Origin of the sequence: Edwardsiella piscicida (assembly GCF_001896205.1) — a bacterium.
GTDB lineage: Bacteria > Pseudomonadota > Gammaproteobacteria > Enterobacterales > Enterobacteriaceae > Edwardsiella > Edwardsiella piscicida.
Genome location: NZ_MPNU01000001.1, coordinates 66,935 through 79,922 on the forward strand (window position 1 = coordinate 66,935; position 12,988 = coordinate 79,922).

Below are 12,988 nucleotides of genomic sequence, written 5' to 3' on the forward strand. Positions count from 1 at the left end.
CATTCTTCACGACCGGCCGTCTTTAAGACGGCCGGCTTTGATTGAGGTATATACCGTGAACAAGCAACTGGACACGCTGCTGGCGCAGGCCGGCATTTCGTTAACCGATCAGCAAAAACAACGTCTTCTGGGCTACGTATCCCTGCTGGATAAGTGGAATAAGGCCTATAACCTGACCTCTGTACGCGATCCGCGCGATATGCTGGTACGCCATATCATGGACAGCATCGTCGTGACCCCTTATCTGCAGGGGCAGCGGTTTATCGATGTAGGAACCGGGCCGGGTCTGCCGGGGATCCCTCTGGCCATCGTGCGCCCTGATGCCCACTTCACGCTGCTGGATAGCTTGGGCAAGCGGGTTCGTTTCTTGCGCCAGGTCCAGCATGAGCTGCACCTGGACAATATTGAGCCGGTGCAGAGCCGGGTTGAGGCGTTTGTCGCTGAGCCGCCTTTTGACGGCGTGATCAGCCGTGCCTTTGCCTCTTTGCAGGATATGGTGTCTTGGTGTCACCACCTTCCCGCCGCGCACCGCGGACGTTTTTATGCCCTGAAAGGGGTGGTTCCGCAGGATGAGCTGCAAAATCTGCCGGCCGGCGTTAGCGTGGAGCAACTGATCCGCCTGCAGGTGCCCACGCTGGAAGGGGAACGCCATCTGGTGGTACTAAAATCCGATTAATTTTGTTTTTTGTCAAAAAAAGCTAAAAAAACCATTGCATAGCAAGTGAGCGGATCAATCTTTAATAGCTTGAATCATTTGTAGACATATATTTTATTTGTTTACCATCTGTTTACAATATTTGCGTGATGATCCTCTTGCCTAAGGACGGTTAACCCGGTCGCGATCGCCCTCTGTCCGTGCGCTTTTGCCGAATTGTTTTCCGGTTATGGGCGTGCGGAGAAGAGGGGATCGATATGTCAACAGGCTGTTTCCATTTGGTTTTGAGCTGTAGATTGATGGGTTAATCGACTAACTTTATGATTTTAAATGTCTATATTGGCAATATTGGCTAAAAAACAGCCTTAACCCTATGGTATATAGGCTTTTTTACTGCTTTATTCTGTGATCATTCACCAGAGTAAAAATGTAAGATTGGAATTGTGTTATGTATTGGACAAAAAGGATATTTCGTCGATTCTGTGTGTTCGGTGATAAATCGTGAAAATATTTAAATTACTATTCACTTTTTGGCTACTTATACATTGAATTTGTAGGGATGCACCGTATAATTTTCACGTTTTTCTGGCTTGACTCAGCCTCGTAAAGGCAGTTTTATTACGTCACTCAAATCAGCATACCTCCTGGGGGGTACGGAGAGAGCAAACGTCATGTCTGGAGCGCTTTATGGCGGGAAGATCGCACGTAACTTGCTGATTCTACAGCTAGTGACCTTTGTTCTATTCAGTATCTGCCTGTCGATAAAATCGGTAGGCTGGGGAGAGTCCGCACTATTGGGCGGGCTTTCCGCCTGGTTACCCAACGCCGTGTTTATGCTGTTTGCCTCGCGTTCGCGGGCCGAAGCGCGGGCTGAGGGGCGTATTGCTTGGGCATTCGCTCTGGGCGAGGCGCTTAAAATGGTCTGCACGATAGCCCTGCTTATCGTGTCGCTGGGGTGGTTTAAGGCGGTTTTTCTTCCGCTTGGCCTGACTTACATTGCGGTGCTGGTGGTGCAGGTAGCAGCGCCGGCATTTATTAGTCGTAATTAAAACAGTTACCGTATTAACTACTTAAAGGGTAAGAGGCATCATGTCTGCAGGAGAAATCTCTACGCCACAAGAGTACATCGGTCATCATCTGAACAACCTTCAGTTGGATCTGCGTACTTTTGAGCTGGTGAATCCGCACGATGGCCCAGCATCTTTCTGGACGCTGAACATCGACTCCATGTTTTTCTCTGTGGTTCTGGGCCTGATCTTTTTGGCTCTGTTCCGTAAAGTCGCCAAGAATGCAACTAGCGGTGTGCCGGGTAAGTTTCAGACCGCCGTTGAGCTGATTATCGGCTTCGTCGATGGCAGCGTGCGCGACATGTATCACGGTAAGAGCAAGCTGATCGCGCCGCTGGCCCTAACCATCTTCGTCTGGGTCTTCCTGATGAACCTGATGGATCTGGTTCCCATCGATTTCCTGCCGTACATCGCTGAGCATTGGATGGGGCTGCCTGCGCTGCGCGTGGTGCCGTCGGCGGATGTCAATATCACCCTGTCGATGGCGCTTGGGGTGTTTATCCTGATCCTGTTCTACAGCATTAAGATGAAAGGGGTAGGGGGCTTCGTTAAGGAGTTGACCCTGCAGCCGTTCAATCATCCTATCTTTATTCCCGTCAACCTGATTCTGGAAGGCGTCAGCCTGTTGTCCAAGCCGGTCTCCCTCGGTTTGCGACTGTTCGGTAACATGTATGCCGGCGAGCTGATTTTCATCCTGATTGCCGGTCTGTTGCCGTGGTGGTCACAGTGGTTGCTCAACGTTCCATGGGCTATTTTCCACATCCTGATTATTACGCTTCAAGCCTTTATCTTCATGGTTCTGACGATCGTCTATCTGTCGATGGCGTCTGAAGAGCACTGATTATTTTTTAACAACACTACTGCGTTTAACTGAAACAAACTGGAGACTGTCATGGAAAACCTGAGTATGGATCTGCTGTACATGGCTGCCGCTGTGATGATGGGCCTGGCGGCAATCGGTGCTGCGATCGGTATCGGCATCCTGGGTGGTAAATTTCTGGAAGGCGCCGCGCGTCAGCCGGACCTGATCCCGCTGCTGCGTACACAGTTCTTTATCGTAATGGGTCTGGTGGATGCTATCCCGATGATTGCGGTTGGTCTGGGTCTGTACGTCATGTTTGCCGTCGCGTAAATGGGGTTCTCCCCGTTAACGCCAACCAAACCGATTAACTAATTTAAGAGGCATTGTGCTGTGAATCTTAACGCAACAATCCTCGGCCAGGCCATCGCGTTTGTCCTGTTCGTCTGGTTCTGCATGAAGTATGTATGGCCGCCGCTTATGGCCGCCATTGAGAAGCGTCAGAAAGAGATTGCTGACGGTCTCTCTTCCGCAGAGCGTGCGAAGAAAGATCTGGACTTGGCGCAGGCCAATGCGACCGACCAGCTGAAGAAAGCCAAGGCTGACGCACAGGTGATCATCGAGCAGGCGAACAAGCGTAAGTCTCAGATCATCGATGAGGCGAAGGCTGAAGCAGAACAGGAACGTGCCAAGATCGTCGCGCAGGCGCAGGCTGAAATCGATGCCGAACGCAAGCGTGCCCGTGAAGAGCTGCGTAAACAGGTCGCCATGTTGGCAATCGCCGGTGCCGAGAAAATTATTGAACGTTCCGTGGATGAAGCTGCGAACAGCGACATCGTCGATAAACTGGTCGCTGAACTGTAAGGAGGGAGGGGCCGATGTCTGAATTTATCACGGTAGCTCGCCCCTACGCCAAAGCAGCTTTTGACTTTGCTGTTGAGCATAACAGCCTGGATCGTTGGCAGAATATGCTGGCGTTCAGCGCTGAGGTGACCCGCAATGAAAGCGTGGCCGAAATGTTGTCCGGTGCCTTGGCTCCGGAGACCCTTGCGGCATTTTTCATTGATATTTGCGGTGACCAGCTCGATGAATCCGGTCAGAACTTCATTAAAGTGATGGCGGAAAACGGACGTTTACAGGTTATTCCTGACGTGCTGCAGCAGTTTATTGCACTGCGTGATGCGATGGAAGCGACGGCAGATGTGGAAGTCACCTCTGCAGCGCCCCTGACTCAGGCGCAGCTGGATAAAATCAGCGCCGCAATGGAACAACGTCTGTCACGTAAAGTGAAGCTGAATTGCAAAATTGATAAGTCTGTACTGGCCGGCGTGGTTATCCGCGCGGGTGACCTGGTGATCGATGGCAGCATTCGCGGCCGTTTGGATCGCCTGACAGACGTCTTGCAGTCTTAAGGGGACTGGAGCATGCAACTGAATTCCACCGAAATCAGCGAACTGATCAAGCAGCGCATTGCTCAGTTCGACGTGGTGAGCGAAGCTCACAACGAAGGTACAATCGTCTCCGTGAGCGACGGGATTATCCGCGTTCACGGTCTGGCGGACGTCATGCAGGGCGAAATGATCGCGCTGCCGGGCAACCGCTACGCTATCGCACTGAACCTGGAGCGCGACTCTGTGGGTGCGGTAGTGATGGGGCCCTACGCTGACCTTGCCGAAGGCATGAAGGTCAAGTGCACCGGCCGTATTCTGGAAGTTCCGGTAGGCCGTGGTCTGCTGGGCCGCGTGGTGAACACCCTGGGTGAGCCGATCGACGGTAAAGGGCCGGTCGAGCACGACGGGTTCTCCGCCGTTGAAGCCATCGCCCCGGGCGTTATCGAGCGTCAGTCGGTCGATCAGCCGGTACAGACCGGCTATAAGTCCGTGGATGCCATGATCCCAATCGGTCGTGGTCAGCGTGAGCTGGTCATCGGCGACCGTCAGACCGGTAAAACCGCGCTGGCCGTCGATGCCATCATCAACCAGCGTGATTCCGGCATCAAGTGTATCTACGTTGCCGTCGGTCAGAAGGCTTCTACCATCGCTAACGTGGTGCGTAAGCTGGAAGAGCACGGTGCGCTGGCTAACACCATTGTCGTCGTGGCCTCGGCCTCTGAATCCGCCGCTCTGCAGTACCTGGCACCGTACGCCGGCTGTGCGATGGGTGAATATTTCCGCGATCGCGGCGAAGACGCGCTGATCATCTATGATGACTTGTCTAAGCAAGCGGTCGCCTATCGCCAAATCTCCCTGCTGCTCCGTCGCCCGCCAGGTCGTGAAGCATTCCCGGGCGACGTATTTTACCTCCACTCCCGTCTGCTGGAGCGTGCAGCGCGCGTTAACGCTGAATACGTCGAGGCTTTCACCAAGGGTGAGGTCAAGGGTAAGACGGGTTCACTGACGGCGCTGCCGATCATTGAAACCCAGGCTGGCGACGTTTCCGCGTTCGTTCCGACCAACGTAATCTCGATTACCGATGGCCAGATCTTCTTGGAATCTAACCTGTTTAACGCCGGTATTCGTCCTGCGGTAAACCCGGGGATCTCCGTATCCCGTGTGGGTGGTGCGGCGCAGACCAAGATCATGAAGAAACTGTCCGGCGGTATTCGTACCGCGCTGGCGCAGTACCGCGAACTGGCGGCGTTTTCTCAGTTTGCCTCTGATCTGGACGATGCGACGCGTAAACAGCTGAGCCACGGCCAGAAGGTTACTGAGCTGCTCAAGCAGAAACAGTATGCGCCGATGTCCGTCGCTGCGCAGTCGCTGGTGCTGTTTGCCGCTGAGCGTGGTTACCTGGAAGACGTCGAGCTGGCGAAGGTTGGCGGCTTCGAAGCGGCGCTGATGGCTTACGTTGATCGCGAGCACGCCGACCTGATGCAACAAATCAACCAGACCGGTGCTTATAACGACGAGATCGAAGGCAAGCTGAAAGGCATCCTCGATACCTTCAAAGCAACCCAGTCCTGGTAATAGCCTTACGGCCTGCCGGCAGTAATACGGTGGGCCGTAAAAGGTTTTGAGGAGAAGCAGAGATGGCCGGCGCGAAAGAGATACGTAGCAAGATCGCCAGCGTGCAAAACACGCAAAAGATCACAAAAGCGATGGAGATGGTCGCCGCCTCCAAAATGCGTAAAACGCAGGATCGCATGGCGGCCAGCCGTCCCTATGCAGAAACCATGCGCAAAGTGATTGGTCACCTTGCGCTGGGGAATCTGGAATACAAACACCCGTACCTGGAAGAGCGCGATATTAAACGCGTGGGGTATCTGGTGGTTTCTACCGACCGTGGTCTGTGCGGTGGCCTGAACATTAACCTGTTCAAGAAGCTGCTGACAGAGATGAAAGAGTGGAACCAGAAGGGCGTGGATATCGATCTCGCGCTGATCGGCTCCAAGGCAGTCTCTTTCTTTGGGTCCGTGGGCGGCAACGTTGTCGCTCAGGTCACCGGTATGGGGGATAACCCCTCCCTGTCCGAGCTGATCGGTCCGGTGAAGGTGATGCTGCAGGCCTATGATGAAGGCCGTCTGGATCGCCTGTATGTGGTGAGCAACAAGTTCATCAACACCATGTCCCAAGAACCACAGGTCCTTCAGCTGTTGCCGCTGCCCAAGGCAGATGACGCGGAGCTGAAACGGAAATCATGGGATTACCTGTATGAACCGGATCCGAAGGCGCTGCTGGATACCCTGCTGCGTCGCTATGTGGAATCGCAGGTTTATCAGGGCGTCGTGGAAAACCTGGCCAGTGAGCAGGCCGCGCGAATGGTTGCTATGAAGGCGGCAACCGACAACGGCGGCAACCTGATCAAAGAGCTGCAGTTGGTCTACAACAAGGCTCGTCAGGCCAGCATCACCCAGGAGCTCACCGAGATCGTCTCGGGCGCTGCTGCGGTTTAAGAGCTAGGTTTACGAATTACGTAGAGGATTCAAGATGGCTACTGGAAAGATTATCCAGGTTATCGGCGCCGTGGTGGACGTGGAGTTCCCGCAGGATGCCGTGCCGAAGGTGTATAACGCACTGGAGGTAAAAGGCGGTGCCACTAAACTGGTACTGGAAGTTCAGCAGCAGCTGGGCGGCGGCGTCGTTCGCTGTATCGCAATGGGTTCTTCTGACGGCCTGCGTCGCGGGCTGGACGTAGAAGACCAAAACCACCCGATCGAAGTGCCGGTGGGTAAAGCAACGCTGGGCCGTATCATGAACGTACTGGGCGATCCGGTCGACATGAAGGGCGAGATCGGCGAAGAAGAGCGCTGGGCGATTCACCGCGCGGCGCCGAGCTACGAAGATCTGTCCAACTCCCAGGAGCTGCTGGAGACCGGTATCAAGGTTATCGACCTGATCTGTCCGTTTGCTAAAGGCGGTAAAGTGGGTCTGTTCGGGGGCGCTGGCGTAGGTAAGACCGTCAACATGATGGAGCTTATCCGTAACATCGCTATCGAACACTCCGGCTACTCGGTCTTTGCCGGCGTGGGTGAGCGTACCCGTGAGGGTAACGACTTCTACCACGAGATGACGGACTCCAACGTACTGGACAAAGTGTCTCTGGTCTATGGTCAGATGAACGAGCCGCCGGGAAACCGTCTGCGCGTGGCGCTGACCGGTCTGACCATGGCGGAGAAGTTCCGCGATGAAGGCCGCGACGTTCTGCTGTTTATCGATAACATCTACCGTTATACCCTGGCCGGTACCGAGGTGTCCGCACTGCTGGGCCGTATGCCGTCAGCGGTAGGTTATCAGCCGACGCTGGCAGAAGAGATGGGCGTGCTGCAGGAGCGTATTACCTCCACGAAAACTGGCTCTATCACCTCTGTTCAGGCGGTATACGTCCCTGCGGATGACCTGACTGACCCGTCGCCGGCAACCACCTTTGCGCACTTGGATGCGACCGTGGTTCTGAGCCGTCAGATCGCCTCTCTGGGTATCTACCCGGCCGTTGACCCGCTGGACTCCACCAGCCGTCAGCTGGATCCGCTGGTGGTGGGCCAGGAACACTATGACACCGCGCGCGGCGTGCAGTCCATTCTGCAGCGTTATCAGGAATTGAAGGATATCATCGCCATTCTGGGGATGGATGAGCTGTCTGAAGAGGACAAGCTGGTCGTTGCCCGTGCGCGTAAGATCCAGCGTTTCCTGTCACAGCCGTTCTTCGTTGCGGAAGTGTTCACCGGTTCTCCTGGCAAGTACGTTTCGCTGAAAGACACCATCATGGGCTTTAAGGGCATCATGAACGGTGACTATGACCATCTGCCGGAGCAGGCGTTCTACATGGTGGGCTCTATCGACGAAGCCGTGGAAAAAGCCAAGAAACTGTAACGCCTGATAGGAGGGTGATATGGCTATGACTTTCCATCTGGATGTGGTCAGCGCGGAGCGTCAGATGTTCTCCGGGCTGGTGCAGAAAATCCAGGTGACGGGTAGTGAAGGTGAGCTGGGTATCTACCCGGGGCACGCTCCGCTGCTTACTGCCATTAAGCCTGGCATGGTGCGTATCGTTAAACAGCACGGAGAGGAGGAGTTTATCTACCTTTCCGGCGGCATCCTTGAGGTGCAGTCCAGCGCGGTTACCGTGCTGGCCGATACCGCTATCCGTGGTCAGGACCTCGACGAGGCGCGTGCGATGGAGTCGAAGCGTAAAGCAGAAGAACACATCCGCAGCTCGCACGGCGACGTTGACTATGCTCAGGCATCTGCAGAGCTGGCCAAGGCGATTGCCAAACTTCGCGTAATCGAATTGACCAAAAAAATGATGTAAGCAGACGACGCTAAAAAACCTCTCCCCGGTGGAGAGGTTTTTTTTATCGTTAAAAAAAGCCTTCTCCCTGGATATTCGCTGCGCAATTGTTGGGCTAATCGCGCGAAAAAGCGTATTGACGAAGAGAGTGTTTGCCCCCCTCCTGCCAAGTTATCTATCATCACCCTATCCCCGCAGTACATCTGGCCTGCGCGCGTTTTGAGTAGAGAAATATGTAGTAATCCCGCCGCTGAACGGGTTTACTTTACCCCATCAATTTGAATGGATCAGATTGCTTATGTCGACATCTCCATTAAGCGTGGTCATCCTTGCCGCCGGTAAAGGAACCCGCATGTATTCCGATCTTCCTAAGGTGCTGCATCCGTTGGCAGGTAAGCCGATGGTGCAGCACGTTATTGACAGCGCGCTGACGCTGGGCGCCCGTCAGGTACATCTGGTATACGGCCACGGCGGCGATCTGCTGAAGTCGCATCTGTCTGGCCAGCCGCTGAACTGGGTGCTGCAGGCTCAGCAGTTGGGCACCGGTCATGCCATGCAGCAGGCGGCACCTGATTTTTCCGACGATGAAGATATCCTGATGCTGTACGGCGATGTGCCGCTGATTTCGGCCGCGACGCTGCAGCGCCTGATCGCGGCGAAGCCCCTGGGGGGAATCGGTCTACTGACGGTAAAGCTGGACGACCCGAGCGGCTATGGTCGCATTGTGCGTCATAACGATAGCGTGGTGGGGATCGTCGAACATAAGGACGCCAGCGAAGCGCAGCGTCGTATCAATGAGATCAATACCGGTATTCTGGTAGCCAACGGCGCGGATCTGAAGCGCTGGCTTGCCCGCCTGGATAACAACAATGCTCAGGGCGAGTTTTATATTACCGATATTATCGCCATGGCTTATCAGGAAGGGCGGCAGATTGCGGCGGTACATCCTGAACGCCTGAGCGAGGTGGAGGGGGTTAACAACCGTCTGCAGCTTTCCGCCTTGGAGCGGGCCTATCAGCAGCAGCAGGCGCAGCGTTTGCTGCTGGCCGGCGTAATGCTAACCGATCCGGCACGCTTCGATCTGCGCGGTGAGCTGGTGCACGGGCGCGATGTGGTGATCGATACCAACGTGATTATCGAAGGCGAGGTGACGCTGGGAGACCGAGTGCATATCGGCAGCGGCTGTGTGCTGAAGGATTGCCAGATCGCCGATGATAGCGTGATTAGTCCCTATACGGTGATTGAGGGTGCCCGGTTAGCGCAGGCCTGTACCGTGGGGCCCTTTGCTCGTCTGCGCCCCGGCGCCTGCCTTGATGCGGAGGCGCACGTGGGTAACTTTGTCGAAATGAAGAAGGCACACTTGGGGCGCGGTTCTAAGGCGGGTCATCTGAGTTACCTGGGTGATGCGGAGATCGGCGCAGGGGTAAATATCGGCGCAGGGACCATTACCTGCAACTATGATGGCGCCAATAAACACCAGACGGTGATCGGTGATGATGTCTTCGTCGGTTCAGACAGTCAGCTGGTGGCGCCGGTAACCGTTGGTCGCGGCGCGACGATCGCCGCCGGTACGACGGTCACCAAAAATGTGGGAGACGGAGAGCTGGTGCTCAGCCGGGTGAAACAGGTGCAGCTCAGCGGCTGGAAACGGCCGGTGAAGAAAAAATAATCGCGAACGCTGCGGCCTAACGGCCGCAGCGGTTTTTCCCTGTGCCCCGACGCGGGACACAGGGAAAAACATAATAACGATCCCGCGAAAGGGATCCGCCCCACTCTCTACAAGGCTCGGGGCAGCGGCGCACAGCGCCGTTTATCAATCAGATCGATACGGGCATCGACAAACCGCTGCGGCGGTTTGGCTATAGGAATAAAACCTTATGTGTGGAATTGTTGGCGCGGTAGCGCAGCGAGATGTGGCAGAGATCCTGCTGGAAGGGTTACGTCGTCTGGAATACCGTGGCTATGACTCTGCGGGTCTGGCGGTCGTTGACGCTCAGGGGCATATGCAGCGTCTACGTCGTGTAGGCAAGGTCAAAGCATTAAGCGACGCAGTTGCTCAATCGCCGATGGTCGGCGGCACCGGTATTGCCCACACCCGTTGGGCAACCCATGGCGAGCCGAACGAGCAGAATGCGCATCCCCATGTCTCCGGCCATATCAGCGTGGTGCACAACGGTATTATCGAAAACCACGAGACGCTGCGTGTGCAGCTGATCGCGCGCGGCTACCGCTTTACCTCCGAGACGGACACGGAGGTGATTGCGCACCTGGTTAACTGGGAACAGCGCCAGGGAGGCTCTCTGCTGGAGGTCGTTAAGCGGGTCATCCCACAGCTGCGCGGCGCGTACGGTACGGTGGTGATGGACAGTCAGCACCCGGAGGCGCTGGTCTGCGCCCGTTCGGGTAGCCCGCTGGTGATTGGCCGAGGGATGGGGGAGAACTTTCTGGCCTCCGATCAGCTGGCGCTGCTGCCGGTTACCCGTCGCTTTATCTTCCTGGAAGAGGGGGATATCGCCGAGGTGACTCGCCATAGCGTGACCATCTTTGACGCCGCCGGCGCGCCGGTGGCGCGTGCCGAAGTTGAATCCAATGTGCAGTATGACGCCGGGGATAAGGGTGCTTATCGCCACTACATGCAGAAAGAGATTTACGAACAGCCGCAGGCGATCAAAAACACCCTTGAAGGGCGCTTTAGCCACGGTCAAATCGATCTGCAGGAGCTGGGAGAGGCCGGTGAGCGCCTGCTGTCGCAGGTTGAGCATATCCAAATTATCGCCTGTGGAACGTCATACCACTCCGGTATGGTGGCCCGTTACTGGTTTGAAGCGTTGGCTGGCGTTCCCTGTGATGTCGAGATCGCTTCTGAATTCCGCTACCGTAAATCGGCCGTGCGTAAAAACAGCTTGATAATAACGCTATCTCAATCAGGTGAAACGGCCGATACGCTGGCGGCGCTGCGCCTGTCCAAAGAGATTGGCTACTTGGGATCGTTGGCGATTTGTAACGTAGCCAGCTCCTCGCTGGTGCGCGAATCCGATTTGTCGCTGATGACCCGCGCCGGCACGGAAATCGGCGTAGCGTCAACCAAGGCCTTTACTACACAGCTGACGGTATTGCTGATGCTGGTGGCGCGTATTGGTCGTCTACACGGTATGTCTGCGGAGGCGGAGCAGGAGATTGTCCATGCCCTGCAGGCGTTGCCGAACCGTATTGATCAGATGCTTTCGCTGGATCGTAGCATTGAAGCGCTGGCCGAAGATTTCCTGGATAAGCACCACGCGCTGTTCTTAGGGCGAGGCGATCAGTATCCGATCGCGATGGAAGGGGCGCTGAAGCTGAAGGAGATCTCCTATATTCATGCCGAGGCCTATGCCGCCGGTGAGCTGAAGCATGGTCCGCTGGCGCTGATCGACTCCGATATGCCGGTGGTGGTGGTGGCGCCGAATAACGAGCTGCTGGAGAAGCTAAAGTCCAATATTGAAGAGGTGCGTGCTCGCGGCGGTCTGCTGTACGTTTTTGCCGCCCAGAGCGCCGGGTTTAGCGAAAGTGAAGGGATGCGCATTATCGCTCTGCCGCATGTGGAAGAGGTGATTGCACCGATTTTCTATACGGTGCCGCTGCAGCTGCTCTCCTATCATGTCGCCCTGATCAAGGGGACCGACGTCGATCAGCCGCGTAACCTGGCTAAATCGGTTACCGTAGAATAAAGCGCGATCGTGAGTTATCAGGGGATGCTTAGGCATCCCCTTTTTACAGATAGCGCTATTAGCGGGAAAGGGTAGACGATAAATAGCGTAACCACCATAGCGGTTTCCACCAGCGTTTTTCCGTTGGCAGCGTCGTCGGAAATACGCTGTGGCGGTAGATAACTTTCCATTCAAAATTAAGAAAAATGCGGCTGTGGCCATATTCATCGCCATAAGTTTCGCACTCTTTTCGCTTTTGTAAGTCAACTGGCGTATTGGCTGATAAATCGCGTGTCAGGCTATGATAGCTTTTTTCACGATCGAGCACTCTTTCATAGCAAATAATTTTCTTTGGCAGATATTTTTGTCGAGAACCATGATATTTATGATATTTAACAAAACGGTAATCTTCTGCACCGTAGTTACCGGCAAACTCTTCGTCATAGCCAAAGTGGCGAAAGAAACGCGCGCGTGACATAAAAAATAGATTGGAATGGCCTTTGTACAGTCCCCGCTCAGGGCTTCTCCTGTATATCTTATAGAAGTTACGTCCAGGATTTTTCGCGTTGATCAGGTACGCAAAGGTTTCGCTAGGCAGTTCATGATCCAAATCGGTCAGCAAGATTTTATCGGATTTTGCATAGGTAACACCCAGATTACGCGCGCCGGCCTGATTCCATTTAATATCCTCGGTTATCTTTAACCAAGTAATATTTAAGTCAATGCTACCTACGTCGTAGGTTATCGGTGAGCCATCATCGACAATAATAAACTCCACGGCGCTACGGATAGACAACGGTAAACTTTCATACTTTCGTAGCAGTGAAAAGACAGATTCAATACTTTTCTGATTGCAATAAAAGTGTGTCACATAAGACAGTTTAATATGTTGTTTGTCATTGTCTTGGTGAATCATTTAGCGGTTATCCTGTGAGCATAGCCATGAGATGAGCGGTTTGGTCCATTATCACATGGATAGTGGTTAATATCATCAACGATAGTAATATGTGTTTGTTGTATCTCGCAAAATTTAATATATAGTCAGCCGCGATTT

Annotated in this window: 13 protein-coding genes; 12 read left to right on the top strand and 1 reads right to left on the bottom strand. The window is 54.4% G+C overall.

Translation table 11 applies throughout. The annotated features are described in order from the left end of the window. Window positions 1–55 precede the first annotated feature (55 nt). From rsmG to glmS, 12 genes are all read left to right on the top strand, one after another. Window positions 56–676: a 16S rRNA (guanine(527)-N(7))-methyltransferase RsmG gene (rsmG, locus tag BRD58_RS00305; protein ID WP_073383823.1), complete on the top strand. Its 621-nt coding sequence runs from the start codon at window positions 56–58 to the stop codon at window positions 674–676. Between the two features lie 650 nt (window positions 677–1,326). Next, the gene (gene atpI / locus BRD58_RS00310; RefSeq protein ID WP_015462586.1) at window positions 1,327–1,704 is read left to right on the top strand and encodes a F0F1 ATP synthase subunit I; all 378 of its coding nucleotides are present in this window, start codon (window positions 1,327–1,329) and stop codon (window positions 1,702–1,704) included. A 40-nt stretch (window positions 1,705–1,744) separates the two neighbouring features. Next, on the top strand, window positions 1,745–2,563 hold the full coding sequence (gene atpB / locus BRD58_RS00315) for a F0F1 ATP synthase subunit A (RefSeq protein ID WP_012850321.1): 819 nt from the start codon (window positions 1,745–1,747) through the stop codon (window positions 2,561–2,563). A 51-nt stretch (window positions 2,564–2,614) separates the two neighbouring features. Further along, the gene (gene atpE, locus BRD58_RS00320) at window positions 2,615–2,854 is read left to right on the top strand and encodes a F0F1 ATP synthase subunit C (protein WP_004093904.1); all 240 of its coding nucleotides are present in this window, start codon (window positions 2,615–2,617) and stop codon (window positions 2,852–2,854) included. Window positions 2,855–2,914: 60 nt separating this feature from the next. Next, window positions 2,915–3,385, top strand: a complete 471-nt coding sequence (gene atpF, locus BRD58_RS00325) for a F0F1 ATP synthase subunit B (RefSeq protein WP_012850322.1) — start codon at window positions 2,915–2,917, stop codon at window positions 3,383–3,385. A gap of 14 nt (window positions 3,386–3,399) precedes the next feature. After that, complete coding sequence (atpH, locus tag BRD58_RS00330) at window positions 3,400–3,933, top strand: F0F1 ATP synthase subunit delta (protein WP_012850323.1); 534 nt, start codon at window positions 3,400–3,402, stop codon at window positions 3,931–3,933. A gap of 12 nt (window positions 3,934–3,945) precedes the next feature. Continuing rightward, the gene (gene atpA, locus BRD58_RS00335; RefSeq protein WP_012850324.1) at window positions 3,946–5,487 is read left to right on the top strand and encodes a F0F1 ATP synthase subunit alpha; all 1,542 of its coding nucleotides are present in this window, start codon (window positions 3,946–3,948) and stop codon (window positions 5,485–5,487) included. Between the two features lie 62 nt (window positions 5,488–5,549). Further along, window positions 5,550–6,413 (top strand): F0F1 ATP synthase subunit gamma, encoded by an 864-nt coding sequence (gene atpG / locus BRD58_RS00340; RefSeq protein WP_012850325.1) that lies wholly within the window; start codon window positions 5,550–5,552, stop codon window positions 6,411–6,413. 34 nt (window positions 6,414–6,447) lie between these two features. Beyond that, entirely contained in the window at window positions 6,448–7,830 is a 1,383-nt protein-coding gene (atpD, locus tag BRD58_RS00345) for a F0F1 ATP synthase subunit beta (protein ID WP_012850326.1), read from the top strand. A 19-nt stretch (window positions 7,831–7,849) separates the two neighbouring features. Next, window positions 7,850–8,269, top strand: coding sequence for a F0F1 ATP synthase subunit epsilon (locus BRD58_RS00350; protein ID WP_012850327.1), 420 nt, complete (start codon window positions 7,850–7,852; stop codon window positions 8,267–8,269). A 277-nt stretch (window positions 8,270–8,546) separates the two neighbouring features. After that, complete coding sequence (glmU, locus tag BRD58_RS00355) at window positions 8,547–9,917, top strand: bifunctional UDP-N-acetylglucosamine diphosphorylase/glucosamine-1-phosphate N-acetyltransferase GlmU (protein WP_015462587.1); 1,371 nt, start codon at window positions 8,547–8,549, stop codon at window positions 9,915–9,917. A 208-nt stretch (window positions 9,918–10,125) separates the two neighbouring features. Continuing rightward, window positions 10,126–11,955: a glutamine--fructose-6-phosphate transaminase (isomerizing) gene (glmS, locus tag BRD58_RS00360; protein ID WP_069579575.1), complete on the top strand. Its 1,830-nt coding sequence runs from the start codon at window positions 10,126–10,128 to the stop codon at window positions 11,953–11,955. Between the two features lie 58 nt (window positions 11,956–12,013). On the opposite strand, the gene BRD58_RS00365 is transcribed toward glmS, so the two are convergent. Continuing rightward, window positions 12,014–12,850, bottom strand: a complete 837-nt coding sequence (locus BRD58_RS00365; protein WP_015462588.1) for a glycosyltransferase family A protein — start codon at window positions 12,848–12,850, stop codon at window positions 12,014–12,016. Window positions 12,851–12,988: the final 138 nt, after the last annotated feature.